Origin of the sequence: Enterobacter sp. PTB, assembly GCF_051130085.1 — a bacterium.
GTDB classification, from domain to species: domain Bacteria; phylum Pseudomonadota; class Gammaproteobacteria; order Enterobacterales; family Enterobacteriaceae; genus Enterobacter; species Enterobacter ludwigii.
Genome location: NZ_JBDKEE010000005.1, coordinates 293,570 through 311,560, shown reverse-complemented (window position 1 = coordinate 311,560; position 17,991 = coordinate 293,570). Strand labels below are relative to the sequence as shown.

General features: G+C 57.2%; 16 protein-coding genes. 3 read left to right on the top strand and 13 right to left on the bottom strand.

The window, feature by feature from the left end; translation table 11 throughout:
• Window positions 1–22: 22 nt before the first annotated feature.
• Entirely contained in the window at window positions 23–1,288 is a 1,266-nt protein-coding gene (locus tag AAIR21_RS09140) for a maltoporin (protein WP_025204490.1), read from the top strand.
• Window positions 1,289–1,392: 104 nt separating this feature from the next.
• On the opposite strand, the gene AAIR21_RS09135 is transcribed toward AAIR21_RS09140, so the two are convergent.
• From AAIR21_RS09135 to AAIR21_RS09110, 6 genes are all read right to left on the bottom strand, one after another.
• Window positions 1,393–1,635 carry a glucose PTS transporter subunit EIIB gene (locus AAIR21_RS09135; protein WP_074164888.1) on the bottom strand — a complete coding sequence of 81 codons (243 nt, stop codon included), beginning with the start codon at window positions 1,633–1,635 and terminating at the stop codon, window positions 1,393–1,395.
• Window positions 1,636–1,734: 99 nt separating this feature from the next.
• A complete protein-coding gene (locus AAIR21_RS09130; RefSeq protein ID WP_183516472.1) occupies window positions 1,735–3,792 on the bottom strand; it encodes a beta-galactosidase in 2,058 nt (685 codons plus the stop codon).
• 30 nt (window positions 3,793–3,822) lie between these two features.
• Window positions 3,823–5,025, bottom strand: a complete 1,203-nt coding sequence (locus AAIR21_RS09125; RefSeq protein WP_434680735.1) for a glycoside hydrolase family 53 protein — start codon at window positions 5,023–5,025, stop codon at window positions 3,823–3,825.
• Between the two features lie 2 nt (window positions 5,026–5,027).
• Window positions 5,028–5,879, bottom strand: coding sequence for a sugar ABC transporter permease (locus AAIR21_RS09120; protein ID WP_014169479.1), 852 nt, complete (start codon window positions 5,877–5,879; stop codon window positions 5,028–5,030).
• An 11-nt stretch (window positions 5,880–5,890) separates the two neighbouring features.
• Window positions 5,891–7,195 (bottom strand): carbohydrate ABC transporter permease, encoded by a 1,305-nt coding sequence (locus AAIR21_RS09115; protein ID WP_020884733.1) that lies wholly within the window; start codon window positions 7,193–7,195, stop codon window positions 5,891–5,893.
• A gap of 57 nt (window positions 7,196–7,252) precedes the next feature.
• Complete coding sequence (locus tag AAIR21_RS09110) at window positions 7,253–8,467, bottom strand: extracellular solute-binding protein (protein ID WP_032681287.1); 1,215 nt, start codon at window positions 8,465–8,467, stop codon at window positions 7,253–7,255.
• 321 nt (window positions 8,468–8,788) lie between these two features.
• Between AAIR21_RS09110 and AAIR21_RS09105 the strand changes: the two genes are divergently transcribed.
• Window positions 8,789–9,904 carry an ABC transporter ATP-binding protein gene (locus AAIR21_RS09105; RefSeq protein ID WP_106503917.1) on the top strand — a complete coding sequence of 372 codons (1,116 nt, stop codon included), beginning with the start codon at window positions 8,789–8,791 and terminating at the stop codon, window positions 9,902–9,904.
• On the opposite strand, the gene hpxK is transcribed toward AAIR21_RS09105, so the two are convergent.
• From hpxK to hpxU, 7 genes are all read right to left on the bottom strand, one after another.
• Window positions 9,901–11,142: an allantoate amidohydrolase gene (gene hpxK / locus AAIR21_RS09100; protein ID WP_183516474.1), complete on the bottom strand. Its 1,242-nt coding sequence runs from the start codon at window positions 11,140–11,142 to the stop codon at window positions 9,901–9,903. The two genes, AAIR21_RS09105 and hpxK, sit on opposite strands and share 4 nt — an antisense overlap.
• Window positions 11,139–12,380: a pyridoxal-phosphate-dependent aminotransferase family protein gene (locus AAIR21_RS09095; protein WP_121340436.1), complete on the bottom strand. Its 1,242-nt coding sequence runs from the start codon at window positions 12,378–12,380 to the stop codon at window positions 11,139–11,141. The genes hpxK and AAIR21_RS09095 overlap by 4 nt, the downstream gene beginning before the upstream one ends.
• 14 nt (window positions 12,381–12,394) lie before the next feature.
• Complete coding sequence (locus tag AAIR21_RS09090; RefSeq protein ID WP_020884737.1) at window positions 12,395–13,132, bottom strand: amino acid ABC transporter ATP-binding protein; 738 nt, start codon at window positions 13,130–13,132, stop codon at window positions 12,395–12,397.
• Window positions 13,113–13,769 (bottom strand): amino acid ABC transporter permease, encoded by a 657-nt coding sequence (locus AAIR21_RS09085; RefSeq protein WP_025204495.1) that lies wholly within the window; start codon window positions 13,767–13,769, stop codon window positions 13,113–13,115. The genes AAIR21_RS09090 and AAIR21_RS09085 overlap by 20 nt, the downstream gene beginning before the upstream one ends.
• Window positions 13,769–14,434 carry an amino acid ABC transporter permease gene (locus tag AAIR21_RS09080; protein ID WP_014169471.1) on the bottom strand — a complete coding sequence of 222 codons (666 nt, stop codon included), beginning with the start codon at window positions 14,432–14,434 and terminating at the stop codon, window positions 13,769–13,771. The genes AAIR21_RS09085 and AAIR21_RS09080 overlap by 1 nt, the downstream gene beginning before the upstream one ends.
• A 4-nt stretch (window positions 14,435–14,438) precedes the next feature.
• Window positions 14,439–15,221, bottom strand: coding sequence for a transporter substrate-binding domain-containing protein (locus tag AAIR21_RS09075; RefSeq protein WP_020884739.1), 783 nt, complete (start codon window positions 15,219–15,221; stop codon window positions 14,439–14,441).
• Window positions 15,222–15,413: 192 nt separating this feature from the next.
• On the bottom strand, window positions 15,414–16,253 hold the full coding sequence (gene hpxU / locus AAIR21_RS09070) for a MurR/RpiR family transcriptional regulator HpxU (protein ID WP_183516475.1): 840 nt from the start codon (window positions 16,251–16,253) through the stop codon (window positions 15,414–15,416).
• Window positions 16,254–16,406: 153 nt separating this feature from the next.
• Between hpxU and hpxW the strand changes: the two genes are divergently transcribed.
• Entirely contained in the window at window positions 16,407–17,990 is a 1,584-nt protein-coding gene (gene hpxW / locus AAIR21_RS09065; RefSeq protein WP_183516476.1) for an oxamate amidohydrolase, read from the top strand.
• Window position 17,991 lies beyond the last annotated feature (1 nt).

Sequence of the window (17,991 nt, the reverse complement as noted above, 5' to 3'; positions counted from 1 at the left end):
ACAAAACAATAAGAGGGTAACAATGAACACGACGATCCGCTCTGTATCTGTTGCGTTGGCTGCCGCGTTAGCGTCTCCTTCGCTGTTTGCAGCGTCTTCAGTACCAATTGATTTTCATGGATATCTTCGCTCCGGTGTGGGCGTCTCACGGGATGGTGGGATGGAGGAGTGGCAAAAAAATAAAATTGGCCGTCTGGGTAACGAGGCCGATACCTACGGCGAGCTGGAGCTGGGCTCAGAGGTGTACAAAAAGAATGATGTCAGCTTCTACCTCGACAGCATGGTGAGCATGGTCTCTGACGGCTCTAACGACAATGAAACCACCTTCGGCGACGATGCGCAGTTCGGGTTGCGTCAGCTGAATCTGCAGATCAAGGGGCTGATCCCCGGCGATCCGAACGCGGTGATCTGGGGCGGTAAGCGCTACTACCAGCGCCATGACCTGCACATCATTGACACCAAATACTGGAACATCTCAGGCGCGGGTGCCGGTATCGAAAACTACACGCTCGGACCGGGTGCGGTGTCCGTGGCCTGGATCCGTGGCGATGCCAACGACGTGGACTACCGCGTGGACGGCGATAGCGACGTCAATATCAACTACATCGACCTTCGCTATGCGGGCTGGAAGCCGTGGGCGGGCGCATGGACTGAAGTGGGCATTGATTACGCCATGCCAAACCCCACCAATAAGCAGAAAGAGTACGGTGGGCTGTATGAGGCCGACAACGGCGTCATGGTCACCGGTGAGATCAGCCAGGACATGTTAGGCGGCTACAACAAGCTGGTGCTGCAGTATGCGAACAAAGGCCTGGCGCAAAACATGGTGTCCCAGGGCGGCGGCTGGTATGACATGTGGAACTACGTGAACGACGCCAGCGGCTACCGTGTGATTAACACCGGCTTAATTCCGATTACGGACAAGCTCTCCTTCAACCACGTGCTGACCTGGGGCTCGGCGGATGACACCACGCAATTCACCGATAAATCGCGCCTTGTCTCGCTGGTGGGTCGCGCGCAGTACCAGTTCACCGAATACGTGCGTCTGATTGGTGAAGTGGGCGGTTTCTACCAGAAAGATACCTACACCGACGGCTCCAGCTACAAGCAGAGCGGAGAGAAGTACACCCTCGCACTCGGACTGGCGGATGGGCCTGATTTTATGTCGCGTCCGGAACTGCGCGTCTTCGCCTCTTACCTGAATGACTCCGAGAAAGGACAATCCTTCGAAGACGGCACCGCAAATAATACCTGGAACGTTGGCGTGCAGGTGGAAGCCTGGTGGTAATGTTTATTTCCTGATATGCGTTAATCGTTATTGTATCTCCAACAACTGGCAGTCTATTCTCCTCGTTTGGGATAGCCATTATTTTGGCTATCCCTTTTTTATTATTAATGACTAAAATGCGCATCTAATAATTGCCGCAAGGTATCAGACTGCCGGCCAAATATCGCATGCACCTGCTGACCGATAATAATCACGCCCAGCGCCCCCTCCTGTTGTAACGCCTGCGTATCCACCTTATTTAAATCTTTTACCGTGACGCGCAGACGGGTAATGCAGGCTTCAACATGTTCGATATTATCGTCGCCGCCGAATGCAGGAATTAAACGCTGAGTTATTTCACTGTCCATAATACGCCTCTCTGTTATGCAGATAAAAAAATGCCTGCTCATAGAGCAGGCGCCTTCAGATTGATTAGCCAGGGTTGTACGACGCGACGCCCTCAGCGACTACGCTTTACGCCTGAGTACCCGACAATCCCACGGCAGCAGAGCGGTATCACCCGCGGCGGCGGCATCGGTCATGCAGTCGGTATACCCCTGCGGCAGCGTAATGAGCTGCTGCTGGGCGGTGTAGTTCTGCACAAACACCCACGTGGTTTCGCCGTCCGTGCGGGCCGTTGCCACCACACCCGGTGGGAAATCGCATTCCATGGCCCGCGGCAGCGCCAGTTCGTCAATAATCCCGGCGAAGAAATCACGCTGGAACGGCAGATCGTTGCGCGACGCCACATGCCACGCTTTCCCCTTACCGAAACGGTTCACCGTCACGGCAGGCCGACCGGCGTAGAAATCATCCCGGTAGGTCGCCAGCGGCTGAGCGTTTTCGACATGAATCAGCTCGCACAGATGACGAACCTGATACGGCCCCTGCAGGCCAGCCGCATTACCCGCCAGCCCCTGTACCAGATTACGTTCTCCCTCACCGAGACAGTCGATCTCTTCTGCCCAGATGCCGAGCAGTTTACGCAGCGGCCCCGGGAACCCGCCGAGATGACAAAGATCGCTTTCATCCACGATGCCGCTCCAGTAGGTGGTCACCAGATGGCCGCCCCCGGCGACAAACGCTTCTGCGCGTTCGGCGAAGCCTTCCCGCACCATATAAAGCATCGGCGCAATCACCAGCGCGTACTGGCTGAGATCGCCATCGGCATCAATCACATCCACCGCGATGCCTTTTTCCCAGAATGGACGGTAGTGTTCGTTAACGGTTTTTTCGTACTCCATCCCCATGTTGCGCGGCCCTTCGGCATCGTCCAGCGCCCAGCGATTTTGCTGGTCGAAGATAATCGCCACCCGTGCCTGCGTGCGACACCCGACCACTCCCGGCAGGCGCTCAAGCATTTCGCCCAGACGCGTCACTTCACGCCCGACACGCGTATCAAGATGCCCCACGTGGTCGATAACCGCTCCGTGGAATTTCTCCACCGAACCGCGGCTTTTACGCCACTGGAAGTACTGCACCGCATCGGCCCCGTGTGCCACCGCCTGCATTGAGGAGAGAATATGCATCCCCGGCTTTTTCAGCTTGCTGGTCGGCTGCCAGTTGGTGGTGCTCGGCGTGGACTCCATCAGCACAAAAGGTTTGCCGCCTTTCAGGCTGCGCATCATGTCGTGGTACATGGCGGTATAGCAGGCGAGCTGGGTTTCGTCTTTCTCCTTGTGCCACATCGGGTAGCTGTCCCAGGAGATAAAGTCGATCGCTTTCGCAAGCTGCCAGTAGTCGTAATCGTAGAAATACTCCATGAAATTGGTCGTCACCGGCAACGCTGCGTTGACGGCTTTTAGCGGCGCAACCTCATGGCGGCAGAAATCTGTTACCTGCGCCGTATTAAAGCGGCGCCAGTCGAGGTTCAGACCGTGAATGGACACCTCGCCCTGCGGCGCAGGGGACTCAATCTGCGACCAGTCGCTATAGGTGTGGCTCCAGAAGGTGCTCCACCATGCGTGGTTCAGCGCATCCAGGGTTTTGTAGCGCGCTTTCAGCCAGTCACGAAAGCGCTCCTGGCACAGATCGCAGTGGCACTCACCGCCGTACTCATTGGAGATATGCCAGCCCAGCACCGCCGGGTGCTGTGAATAACGCTCAGCCAGTAAGGTATTCATTTTGAATGTCTTCTCACGGTACACCGGGGAAGACATACAATGGTTATGACGCCCACCGTGCAGCGCAGGCACGCGGTTACGCCCTACGCGCAGCACCTGCGGGTATTTTTGCGACATCCATGCCGGGCGCGCACCGCTCGGCGTGGCGAGGAAAATATGGATCCCCGCTGAATATAATTTATCAATGACGTTATCCAGCCAGACAAAATCATATTCCCCTTCACGCGGTTCGAGCTTCGCCCAGCTAAATATGCCCACCGACATGACATTACATTTCGCCTGCTGCATCATGGCAATATCTTTTTCAATAATACCGGGGTAATTCTCCCATTGCTCCGGGTTATAGTCGGCGCCATGCAATAACGCAGCGACCTTCGAACTTAAAGGCGCAAATTTATTCATATTAAAAACGTCCTGAAGTGAAACAGAATACTATTTAAATACCGTTATCGACGGCAGCACTTTGCCATGACAATCAAATAACGCCTGGTTTTCGCGGGTATTTCCCTCTTTCCAGTCATCATGGATATATTTCATGCCGGTTTTGGTGGCCCATGTGGTGCCCGGTACGGCAATCCAGGTCGGCTCCCAGTAGAACAGGCCCTTACCGCGACGATCGGGAACGTTAATCACGGCCTGCATTAAATCGTGGATATAATCGTACTGACCCTGCACGGTGCCGGGATAGCCACCGTCCTTCTCTTCTTTGGCCTGGAAACTGTTTTCTGCGTTATCGCAGTTCTCCAGCGTATAGCCATAGGCCGCTTCCACCACAATGACGTCTTTGTTATAGCGTTTGCTGATGTCATCCATATTGGCTTTCAGCGCGCCGATCGGGCCATTCCAGTAGGTGTACATCGACAGGCCGATAATATCGAACGGCACATCGCGCTTCGTTATCTCATCAAACCACCAGCGGAAGGTGTCATTTTTAGTGCCTTCGGCCAGGTGCAGCATAATTTTCACCTGCTCGCCGTCGGTCAGGTTCTCTTTCATCCCGCTGATTGCGGCGTTGAGTAACCCGGCTACGCGGTCAAACTCGCCGCCACCCTGCCCCCAGCTTTTGCCTTCCGGCCAGAGCAGCCCGCCATTGATTTCATTACCAATCTGGACCATGTCCGGCAGCACGCCCTCTTTTTTAAAGCGGGCAATGGTGTCGCGCGTATAGTCATGGATTGCCGTTTTAAGCTGCGGGTAATCCATCTTCTCCCAGGCTTTTGGTTTGAACTGTTTGCCCGGGTCGGTCCAGAAATCGCTGTAGTGGAAATCGAGCAGGAGTTTTATGCCCTGGGCCTTCACGCGCTTCGCCAGCGCCAGCGTGTTTTCCAGATTGTTACTGCCGCCCCCGTAGGTTTTTCCGTTGGCATCCTGCGGATCCACCCACAAACGCAGGCGCACATAGTTCACGCCGTTGGCTTTCAGAATGGCAATCGCGTCCTGCTGCTGGCCGTTCTGGTTATAAAATGTTGCGCCATGCTGTTCCGCCTCGAGCAGCGTCGAGATGTCCGCCCCCTTAATAAAGTCTGCCGGCATGGCGTTAAAAGGACGCGTTTTTACCCCGTCCGCGGCGAACGCACTCGCGGCAAGACCGCAAGAAAGACAAACAGCAAGCAAAGCGGGTTTGAGTCTTTTCATGGTTATCCCTTAGTACTCCCGGAGGTCAGACCGGAGACGAAGTATTTTTGTAAGGCCAGATAAAGGATCGCGACCGGCACCGCAATCAGCACCGCGCCTGCCGCGTAGGTGGTGTAACTGGCACCCATTTTTTGCGCCACCAGGTTATAAAGCCCGATGGGTAAGGTGTATTTGTCCGGGGTGCGCAAAATGGTGCTGGAGAGAATGAAATCCCCCAGCGGCCCGGTGAAGGAGAACAGCGCCACCACCGCCACAATGGGTTTGGAAAGCGGCATGATGATCTCGATGAAGATGCGGAAGTTACTGGCTCCGTCCATGCGCGCGGACTCGTCCAGATCCTTAGGAATGGCGTCCAGGTAGCCCTTCATCAGATAGGTATTCATTGGGATCATGCCGCCAACGTAAATCAGCACCAGCGCCAGATGGCTGTTGATTAAGCCCAACAGCTGCGAGAGCACGAAGATGGCAATCAGCGCCGAGAACTGCGGGATCATCTGCAGCAGCAGGAAGAGCATCAGTCCGTTCTGCCGCCCCTTAAAGCGAAAACGCGAGAAGGCATAGGCGGTAAAGCTAACGCTGATTAAGGTCAACACCATGGTCAGGAAGCTGATTTTCATCGAGTTCCAGTACCACGTCATATAGTTCACCTGACCATTAAACAGGTCGGCGTAATGCTGGAACGACAGGTTCTGCGGAATAACAGAGGAGCTTAACAGGCTGTTGCCCGCGTTGAGTGAGGCGCCCACCGTCCACACCAGCGGGTAAATGATGATGACCGACACCAGCACAATAACCAGCCAGGAGAGTGAAAGGCGGACCCATTTCTCACGTTTAATACTTTGTGATTTAGCCATTGTTACGTCCCTTACGCCATGTCGTCATTTTTGAAAGATTTGGTGGCGCGGAACTGCCATAGCGCCAGGCCGACGACAAAAACAGACAGCAGGATGGTGATGGTCGCCGCAATGGCATATTGCGAAGATGACATCGTCAGTTTGTAGATCCACGACACCAGAATGTCGGTGCCGCCCGCATTCGACCCCACCACCGCCGGTCCGCCGTTATTGAACAGATAGATGATGTTGAAATTATTGAAATTGAAGGTGTATTGCGTAATCAGGATCGGCGCTATGGCGTAGAGCACCAGCGGCAGCGTAATGGTTCGCAACCGGGTCCAGCTGCTGGCGCCGTCCATGGTAGCCGCTTCATACAGGTCATCAGGAATGGCCTGCAGCACGCCGGTGGTCATGGCGAAAACAAACGGGAAACCAAGCCAGGTTTGCATCATGATCAGCGCCGTTTTGGTCCAGAACGGATCGGTCATCCAGGCTTTAGGCGCAATCCCAAAGAAGGCCAGAATGGCGTTGTTAATCACCCCGAACGAGTCATTAAACATCCCGGCGAAAACCAGGATGGTGACAAAGCCCGGCACCGCCCACGGCAAAATAAAGATGGTGCGGATCAGCGGCTTAAAGCGTAAATCTTTCTGGTTCACCAGAATCGCCAGCAGTACGCCCACCGTACACTGCAGCGTAGTGGCGAGCAGCGTCCAGACCACCGTCCACTGCAGCACGTCGAAGAAGGTGGAACGCCAGATAGAGAGCGTAAAGATATTGATGAAGTTCTTAAACCCGACCCAGTCAACCAGCTTAGCCGGCGGCGTGTGGTAGAGGTTGTAATTGGTAAAGGCGATGGCAAACCCGAACAAAATGGGAAACACCACCACAAACACCAGCAGGATAAAGCCCGGGGTGATCATCAGATACGGGAAGCCGTCGCTCAATAGCATCTGATACTGTTTACGCACGCTGTTAAGCTGCAACCCTTCGTCACGTTTCAGGCCATTGACCCACGCATCACGCATCGACAGGTAATACACCATCACGCCGAACGCAGCGATTAACACGCTGATGATCCCCTCCGCCAGCAGGAAGATGGAGTTGTCGCGCGGCACCTCCTCACCCAGCGTCACCAGTCCCCACAGCCCTTCGCGCAGAAAATCAGCAAATACGCCGATAAAACTGGCAAGCAGCACCAGGAAGATGACCCCTTTCAGCCACTGACGGTGGTAAAACTGACCGAAGCCGGGAATGACCGCCAGCAGCAGGCTGGTCCAGGCGTGACGCCCGGCCACGCGCGGTTTGGCAAAATGTTCCGGGATGATACTCACAAACAACTCCTTTCAAAAAACGGGAGAGACGCCCTCCCGTTCTGCGACGTCAGAAAACTACTGGTTGCTGGCCTGCATGGCTTCGATTTGCATCTGAACCTGTTTTTCTGCGCTGTCGAGCGCGGCTTTCGGATCCTGTTTACCGGTCAGGCTCAGCTCGAGGGCCGCGTTCGCCGGAGCCCAGACTTCACCCATTTCCGGAATGCCCGGCATCGCTGTCGCCCGTGCGGCCTGCACGGCAACCGCGCTGGCTTTCTCGTCGTTCTTAATGAGCGGATCGTCAATCATCGCGGTCAGCGGCGGAATTTCACGCGTCGCGATATAGCGCGTTTTGACGTACTGCGGCTGGTTGATAAATTCGATAAATTTCTGCGCCATGGCTTTGTCTTTGCTCCAGGTAGAGACGACATAGCCCTTCACGCCCAGGAATGAACTCATTGGCTTACCGTCCGGCAGCGTCGGCAGCGGCGCAACGCCGTAGTTAATGCCCGCCGCTTCATACGGCTGGAACGCCCACGGACCGTTGATGACGGCTGCCGCTTTTTTCTCGGTAAACAGAGAATCGATCGCGTTCAGACCGTTATCGCCGATGATCCCCGCCGGGAACACGTCATCGGTATAGAATTTTTTCAGGTAGGTGACCGCGTCTACCGCGCCCGGCTTGTTCAGGCCCACGTCGCTGGCGTTATAACCGCCTTTATCGTTTTTACCGAAGATGTACCCGCCCATCGGGGAGATAGCCCCCCAGCTGTAGTAAATCTGGTCGAACTTGGCGAGCAGGCCGTACTGGTTTTTGGCGCGCTGCTGTTTAGAAAAGTCATACCAGTCCTGAAGTGAGTTGAGCGGCTTCGCGATCAGGTCTTTGTTGTAAATCAGCACCAGCGTCTCAACCGCTTTCGGCACACCGTAAAGGGTGTTATCCATTTTGAAGGCATTTATCGACGCCGGCGTGTACTGTTCGGTCTGCTTCGCCTCCAGATTCAGGGGGGTCAGCAGCCCTTGCACAACCGCGCCGCCCAGTTGATCATTGGGAATGACCAGCACGTCCGGGCCAATTCCTGCCGGGCCGTCGAGGCGCAGTTTTTCCAGCTGCTGCGCGTAAGGCATCTCCTGCAGGTTAACCTTAACGTCGTACTGCTTTTCGAAATCGGCGACCGCGTCTTTAATGCCGGACGACTTTTTGATGTCTTCCCAGACGTTAAGCTGCGTGGTGGCGTGAGCCTGCACCGCGAGCGTAGAGAGGATCAGAGCAGCGAGTATGTTCTTTTTCATTATCAACCTCATGTGAAGGTATAACAATTTTATGGTTGTTATTGCATTTCACCGCCATACACCTTCGCCAGAAAACCGACTAACACTGGCGTACAACGTATAACATCAAATGCCTTTGGTTTGGTATACGCTACCCTTCACATCATGATAACTCTACAAAAAACTGTAAGTTGTGTGATCGTCATAACATTAATGGAATATCAGTATAGGGTGCGTGAATACTGGAAGTTATAGTCAGAGCAGACAAATTGCACCGTCCAGCCATGTAGCAAATAATTGTTATACGTAATACATACGCGGCGGTTTACTCGGGGAATACAGATGTCGAACATACAATTGAGGAATGTCACCAAACGCTTTGGCGACACCGTCACCTTGCACAACGTGAATCTTGAGATTGAAGACGGTGAGTTTGCCGTCTTTGTCGGTCCTTCCGGCTGCGGTAAATCGACAATGCTGCGCATGATTGCCGGACTGGAGGACATTAGCGAAGGGGAAGTGTTAATTGGTGACGAGGTGATGAACGACGTTGCCCCCTCCCACCGCGGCGTGGCGATGGTGTTTCAGTCCTATGCGCTCTACCCACATATGACGGTGGCCGAAAACATGGGCTACGGCCTGAAGGTCAATAAGGTGCCGAAAGATCAGATCCGCCATCAGGTCGAGATGGTGGCCAAAACGCTGCAGCTTTCCCACCTTCTGGATCGCAAACCTAAGCAGCTTTCCGGCGGCCAGCGCCAGCGTGTGGCCATTGGCCGCGCCATCGTACGTAATCCGCGGGTCTTTATGTTCGACGAACCGCTCTCCAACCTGGATGCCGAGCTGCGCGTGGAGATGCGTCTGCATCTTGCCCGTCTGCACCAGGAGCTGAAAACCACCATGGTGTATGTCACCCACGACCAGATAGAAGCGATGACCCTGGCTGATAAAATTGTGGTGATGAACTACGGAAAGGTTGAGCAGATGGGGGCGCCGATGGAACTCTACTACAAACCGGCGAACAAGTTCGTGGCCGGGTTTATCGGCTCGCCGAAGATGAATTTCCTGCCGGCAACGGTAGAGGCCTGGCAACCGGGTGAGCTGACGGTGAGATTATCCCAGCAGAAGACACTCACACTGGCCCTGACCACCACACCGTTGAACGCAGGCAGCCCGGTGACGCTGGGCATCCGTCCGGAACATTTAACCACCGATCTCCGCCACGGCACGCGGCTGACGTTTAACTGTGAAGTGGTTGAGCGTCTGGGCAATAACACCTACCTCTTTGGTCAGTGCTACGGCCACGACAATATGAAGATTTTGCTGCCGGGCGATGTGAAATTCGCACCGTGGCAGCAAATTGATGTGGCTTTTGACGATCGCCACTGCATGGTGTTTGACGAGCAGGATGTGCGGGTGAGTGCCGACATCGATGAAGCGGTACGCTCGGTCGCTTAACCCGCCAGACGCGTTACCGCACGCGTAAAGGCATCAATCGCCAGCGCGACATCCTCAGCCATCACCGATTCCGCCGGATGGTGGCTGACGCCTCCCTTACACCGCACAAACAACATCCCTACCGGCCAGCGCTCCGCCAGGGCGATGGTGTCATGACCGGCACCGCTCGGCAGCGATAATGTCTTCCCCTGCACCGATTCTACAGCCTCCGCCAGCAGTGCCTGCAGACGTGTATCGCATGGCGTGGCGGCGATTCGGTAAAATTCGTCGGCAGCAAAATGTATTCCGCGACGGGCCGCTATCGCCTGCGCCTGCGTCAGCAGTGCAGTAAGCAGAAGGTCAAGCGGCGCATCCTGCGGGCCGCGAATATCTAACGAGAGCGCGACCTCGCCGGGGATGACGTTTACCGCACCAGGCAGACAGCGCAACTCACCCACCGTGGCCACCAGGTTGCCGCCGTGCTGACGGGTGGTGTTTTCAATCAACACCATCCATTCGGCGGCGGCGGCCAGCGCGTCCTTACGATGCGCCATCGGCACGGTCCCGGCGTGGCCGGCCTCACCGGTGAAGCGGCAGTTCAGACGACGCGCACCGTTAATGGCTTCAACCACGCCCAGCGCCAGACCGGCCTGTTCCAGACACGGTCCTTGTTCAATATGCAGTTCCAGACAGGCGCTGAAATCATCCGGGCGTCGGGCGGCCATCGCGACACGGCTGGGATCTAACCCTGCCTGTACCATCGCCTGCGCCACGCTGATACCTCTGGCATCGCACGTGTCGAGCCAGCCCACAGGCCAGGTGCCCGTCAGGGCGCGGCTGCCCAACAGCGTGATACCAAAGCGGGTTCCCTCTTCATCGCAAAAGCCGACAATCTCAACGGCCTGCGCCAGCCGTTTTCCCTGCTGGTGCAGGCTGTCAACGACTTCAATGGCCGTCAGCACTCCCAGCATCCCGTCGTAGCGCCCGGCATTGCGCACGGTATCCAGATGCGAGCCAAGCAACACCGCCGGTGCGCCCTCCTGCTCGCCTTCATAACGTCCGCAGATATTCCCCACGCTGTCCTGCCAGACGGTCATGCCCGCCTGGTTCATCCACTGCCCGACCAGCTGGTTAGCCTGCAGATGCTGGGCAGAGAGATACACGCGGGTAAGGAAATCCTGGTTTTCGCTGATGGCGGCCAGCGCATCGGCGCGAGCCATCACACGTTCTGCCGCCTGCTGGCGTGTCGCGTGATTCATAGCGCCGTCTCAGTGCGGTAATGATCCCACGCAGCCTGCATCGCAGCACCCTGCGTAGTGGAAAACTTCAGGTAGTTCAGTACCGACTCCAGCGCACTCAGGGTGGTCATCACGCAGTCTTTACGCGCGTTATAGCCCATGGTGCCAATACGCCACACTTTGCCGTGCAGCGGACCAAACGAAGTACCGATTTCAATGCCGAAATCCTCCAGCATCAGTTTACGCACCTGGTCACCGTTTACGCCCTGAGGGATAAGCACGCCCAGCACGTTGTTCATCTTGTGCCTGAGGTCGCCGAAGGTCTCGAGCCCCATCGCCTGAATACCTTTCAGCAGCGCATCCCCGTGCAGCTTGTGGCGGGCGATACCGTTATCCAGCCCTTCCTGCAGAATGAGGCGGGCACATTCGCGGGCGCCGAACAGCGCGGTGGTCGCTTCGGTGTGGTGGTTCAGACGCTCGGGTCCCCAGTAATCCATCACCATGCCGAGGTCGAAATAGTTGGAGTAAATCATCTCTTCGTCGCCGTCGCGATGGGCATCGGTACGGATCCCCTCTTCGATGCATTTGCGGCGACGGATTGCCTCTTCCATCCGCGGGCTCAGGGTAACAGGCGAGGTGCCGGACGGACCGCCAAGACATTTCTGCATCCCCGCCGAGACCGCATCCAGCCCCCAGGCATCGGTCTCCAGGGCGTTGCCGCCGAGCGACGCGGTAGCATCGGTATAAAACAGGACATCGTAACGACGGCAGATTGCCCCGAGTTCTGCAAGCGGCTGCAGCATGGTGGTGGACGTATCCCCCTGCACGGTTAACAGCAGGCGCGGACGCACGCGTTTAATGGCATCTTCCACCCGATCCGGTGTGAACACCTCGCCCCATGGTACCTCGATGGTGTGGACCTCTGCGCGGCAGCGGCGGGCAATTTCGCACAGCAGATGGCCGAAGCGACCAAAAACGGGCACCAGCACTTTGTCCCCCGGACGAATGGCCGATACCAGAATCGCTTCAATCCCCGCGCGGGAGGTGCCGTCCACCAGCATCGTCCAGCGGTTTTCCGTGCGGAACACGCCGCGGTAGAGAGCCATGACGTCGTTCATGTAGTGGGTCATCGCCGGATCGTACTGGCCGATAAGCTGGCTCGACATGGCACGCAGCACGCGCGGATCGGCGTTGATCGGCCCCGGCCCCATCAGCAGACGTTGTGGCGGATTGATTTGCGAAAATTGAGCGATATCCATTTTTAAGTCCTTAGTTAATTGAGGCCGCGCACGGAGGAGATAAACTGTTTAAGCTCAGTGGTCTGTGGGTTAGCGAACAGCGTTTTGCTGTCGCCCTGCTCCCAGACGCGCCCCTGATGCATAAACACCACGCGGTCGCCCACTTCGCGGGCAAAATTCATTTCATGGGTCACCAGGATCAGCGTCATCCCCTCAGCGGCCAGTTGTTCCAGCACCTTGAGCACTTCGCCTACCAGTTCCGGATCGAGCGCGGAAGTTATCTCGTCACAGAGTAAAACTTTAGGCGACATCGCCAGAGCACGGGCAATCGCCACGCGCTGCTGCTGGCCCCCGGAGAGGCTTGACGGGTAGTAATCCAGACGGTCACCCAGCCCGACTTTCTCCAGCATGCGCTGCGCCAGCACCTGACATTCTGCTGCGCTTTTCTTCAGCACCCGACGTGGCGCGAGCATCACGTTTTCCATCGCCGTCATGTGCGGGAAAAGGTTGAAGTTCTGAAATACCATGCCGACCGAGCGGCTGATTTCACGCGCCTGGGAATCCCGGTCGGTAATGGTCATGCCGCCGAGCTTGATGCTGCCGTCCTGATACCCTTCGAGGCCGTTAATGCAGCGCAACAGCGTGCTTTTACCCGAACCGCTGCGCCCGATAATTGAAATGACCTGGCCCATGTCGATGTCCAGATCCACGCCCTTGAGCACGTGGTTATCGCCGTAGTACTTCTGCACCTGATTAATGGTGATGAGAGGCATTGAATTTAGTCTCCAGATAACGGCTGTAGCGCGACAGCGGATAACACAGAATGAAGTAGCCGAGCGCCACCAGCGCAAAGACTTTAAACGGCTGATAGGTCACGTTGGTCAGCATCGTCCCGGCCTTGGTCAGCTCGATAAAACCGATAATGGATGCCAGCGCGGTCCCCTTAATCACCTGCACGGCGAACCCCACCGTTGGGGCGATGGCGATGCGTAACGCCTGGGGAGCCACCACGCGAAACAGCGTCTGGCCGAAGGTCAGCCCCAGACAGCGCGACGCCTCCCACTGCCCTTTCGGCAGCGCACGAATACTGCCAAACCAGATATCAAGCAAAAAGGCGCTGGTGTAGAACGTCAGGGCCAGCGACGCGGCGGTCCACGGCGAAACATCGATACCCAACAGCGCCACGCCGAAGAAGGCCAGGAACAGTTGCATCAGCAGCGGCGTGCCCTGAAACAGTTCGATATAGCCGCGGATAAGACGTTTTACCGTACGCCCGCCCGTGAGGCGCAACAGCAACAGCGGCAGCGTTACCGCCGCCCCGCCGACAAACGCCACCAGCGACAGCAGCACCGTCCAGCGTCCGGCGAGCAGCAGATTGCGAATAATGTCCCAGTCGGTAAAGGTGGTCATCATGCCTGTACCCCCAGCCACTTCCGTCCTGCCGCCATCATTAGCTGGCGCAGGGTAATTGACAGCACCAGGTAAATTCCGGTGGTCACCAGATAGACCTCAAAGCTCAGGAACGTTCTTGACTGAATCAGGTTGGCGGCAAAAGTCAGCTCTTCATAGGAGACCTGCGACACCACCGACGAACCGAGCATAACGATAATGCACTGGCTGACCAGCGCCGGATAAATACGCTGCAGGGCCGGTGGCAGCACCACACGTATAAACGTTTGCAGGCGGGTAAGCCCCAGCACGCGGCCGGCCTCCCACTGTCCTTTGGGCGTAACCTGAATACCGGCACGGACAATCTCCGTGCTGTACGCGCCCAGGTTGACGACCATTGCCAGCAGCGCCGCTTCGCCCGCCGTCATCTTCAGCCCCAGATTCGGTAGACCGAACACAATGAAAAACAGCTGCACGACAAAGGGCGTGTTGCGGATAATCTCCACGTAGCCGCCCCAGATCCGGCTGAACCACGTCGTCCGGCCGCTGCGAATCGCCGCCCCGAAAATACCGATCGCCAGCCCGCCGAGGGTTGCCATCACCGTCAGTTGAATGGTGACCCACAGCCCTGCCAGCAGCGCCGGCCAGTACGGCCAGAGCGCAGAGAAATGGAGTTGCTCTGTCATCGCCTTACACGCCCAGGCTTGCCGGCAACGGCGCTTTCAGCCACTGCTCAGAGAGGCTATTCAGGGTGCCGTCTTTAATTCCCTGCTCGATCACCGCATCAACTTTCGCTTTCAGCGCCGGTTCGTTTTTCTTCAGCCCGATAAAGCACGGCGAGTCCTTCAGCATAAAGCTCGGAACCGGGGCTTTGGCGGCGTTCTGGCGGGAAATCGCCGCCACGACCAGATTACCTGTCGCCACGTACTGGACCTGACCGGACAGGTAAGCCGACAGCGTGGTGTTATTGTCTTCGTAGCGTTTGACGTCTGCATCTTTCGGCGCAAGGCTGGTCAGCACCATGTCCTCCACCGCGCCGCGCGTCACGCCAATGGTTTTTCCACTCAGTTGAGCAGCATCTTTCAGCTCAGCCCCTTTCGGGCCGAACACGCCGAGGAAGAACGGCGCATAGGCCCGGCTAAAATCGATCACCTTTTCACGCTCGGCGTTTTTACCGAGGCTTGAGATCACCAGATCCACCTTATCGGTTTGCAGATACGGCACGCGGTTGGCACTGGTCACCGGCACCAGCTGCAGCTTGAGCTTCATCTGTTTTGCCAGATAGCGCGCCATGTCAATGTCGTAGCCCTGCGGCTGGAGATCGGTCCCGACCGAACCAAACGGAGGAAAATCCTGCGGGACGGCGATACGAAGAGTGCCGCGTTTCTCAATATCCTGAAGCTGGTCAGCTTTTGCTGGCAGGTTTGCAAACAGACAGACGGCCCCGGTCAGTGCAATCAATAACTTTTTCATGGTGCTTCCCCGTAACGTTAACATGAAACAAAAGATTCTTTGAATTGGATTTTGCAACTAATGTGCCAGATGAAGCGAAACGGGAAATTTTCTCTGAAGGCCTGATAAAACGAGAGCGGGGCGGAAAAGGCCTCCCTTTTCCGCCCCGCTTTTCTGCACTATTTTAATGCAAAGCACCAGCCTGATGCCCCATTATCGCTGTTCCAGTTCGTCCAGCTGCTGATACAGGGAGGCGATATCGTGGATCCGGGGACGGCCTTTATCGAGGATTTCATGCAGGAAGGCATTAGCCAGCAGGTTGATCAGACTGTTGACCGACGAGTAGCTGTCGTACGCCGAGACGCTGTCCAGCGGGGCGCAGAGCTGCCAGCTGGTCAGCGGAAACAGGCTGTGCGCCTGCGGCTCACACATCAGCAGAACCGGAATACCGCTGTGCTGAAGCTGCTGCAACAGCGGCCGAACGATCCGCGGGCGACGGCGAAATGCCATCATAATCACCAGATCGTCGGGCGTGAGATCGACCAGTTCCTCGCTCAGGCTCTGCCCCGGCTGCGGCAGCAGCAGCACCTGTCCGCGCGCCTGCAACAGCTGCTGGCGCAGGTGCAGCGCCGCCGGATAGGCGTTGCGCATCCCGATAATCACAATCCGCCGTGCCTTCACCATTGAGGCCATGGCCTCGGCAAACTGCTGAGCATCCAGAGCGTTGACCCACTGGGTGAGGTTTGCCATCTCCTGCTTATAATGCCGCGCCAGCAGAGTGTTGCCCTGCACCGCATCGCGGTTATCGGTCAGCGGCATGCCGCTCTGGCGCAGCGTGCGCAGTTCGTCGCGCATCTCTTTATACTTCTCATAGCCCAGACGCTTAAACAGACGGCTCACCGTGGCTTTCGACACCCCGCTCAGCTGCGCCAGCTCGGCGCTGTTATAACTAATGAGGTCGTCGAAATGATCAAAAATAAAATCAGCCACCCGTTGCTCCTGCGGTGACAACGACGCGAATTGCGCTTTCAGACGTTCATCAAGCTGTTCCATAAAGCCTCTGTAACTTTTGTTTCACCTCACTATACCTTTCATTAAGCATGCCAGCTTCTTAAAACGTTATGTTACGACTGACGTGAAACTTTTCATTCATAACTGGAACAGCTTTTGCAGCACCTTGTGACTTTTGGGTTATAAGGACTCTCCATGCAAAGTAATGTCTCCGTACACGGAATGGCCGTGGCGCCCCACCATCTTGCCAGCCAGAGCGCTCTGGCCATTCTGCGCGAAGGCGGTAGCGCGATTGAGGCAATGGTCGCCGCCGCCGCAACCATTGCCGTGGTTTACCCGCACATGAACGGTCTCGGTGGGGACGGTTTCTGGCTTATCGTGCCGCCCGATGGCGAACCGGTCGCCATTGACGCCAGCGGCGCAGCAGGCTCACTGGCGACGCTTGCCGCCTATGACGATGTCTCTCAGATCCCCCATCGCGGGCCTCGCGCGGCGCTGACCGTGGCGGGAACGGTGAGCGGCTGGGACGAAGCGCTGAAGATTTCGCGCACGCTGACGGGCACCGCTCTTCCCCTGAATCGCCTGCTGGCAGACGCCATTGACTATGCCCGAAACGGCACGCCGGTGACCGCGTCTCAGGCCGCCGCCACGGCCAGTAAGCTGGATGAACTGAAGGACCTGCCCGGCTTCGCAGAGACCTGGCTGGCTGACGGCAAACCGCCGCAGGTCGGCAGCCGGTTTTATCAACCGGCGCTGGCTTCCACGCTCTCGCACCTCGCAGAAGACGGTCTGGACAGTTTTTATCGCGGCCCGCTGGCGGAGCGTCTGGCCCGGGGCATGGCAACGCTCGGGCTGCCCATCACCCTGGCTGACCTAAACGCGCATGTCGCCCGGCGCACCACGCCGCTGAAATTACAGCATCAGCAGGGCGAAGTGTGGAACCTCGCGCCGCCAACGCAGGGGCTGGTGTCGCTGGCGATCCTCGGGATAACCGACCGCCTGTCCATGGCCGATGCTGACGAAGCGACCACCGTTCACCGCATAGTAGAGGCCACCAAACTGGCGTTTGGTCTGCGCGATGCCCATATCACCGACCCGCGCGAGCTGAAAACCGATATCCAGGGTCTGCTGGATCCTGCCGCACTGGCCGCCCTCGCCGACCAGGTCGATGATAACCAGGCCGCACCGTGGGGCTGCGGCAAAGGCCCTGGTGATACGGTCTGGATGGGGGTGATGGATAACAGCGGTCTTGCCGTGTCGTTTATTCAGAGCATTTATCACGAGTTCGGCAGCGGCGTGGTCCTGCCTGATACTGGCATCGTCTGGCAAAACCGGGGAGCCTCATTCAGCCTCAATCCCCGTCACCTGCTGGCGCTTGCGCCAGGAAAACAACCGTTCCACACCCTGAACCCGGCAGCCGCGCGTCTGCATGACGGACGCGTCATGGTCTACGGCTCGATGGGCGGTGACGGCCAGCCGCAAACCCAGGCCACCCTGTTTACCCGCTATGTGGTGCAGGGGGTACCGTTGCAGGAGAGCATCGCCCGCCCGCGCTGGTTACTGGGGCGCACCTGGGGACAGACATCCGACACCCTGAAGGTGGAAGGCCGCTTTACGCCGCAGACCGTCGCGCGCCTGCGGGCGCTGGGCCACGACGTGGAGTGCCTCCCGGAATTCAGCGAAGCCATGGGCCACGCGGGTGCGATTGTTCGCCATCCTAACGGGCTGTTTGAAGGGGCATTTGACCCGCGCAGCAACGGCGCCGCCGCCGGATTTTAAG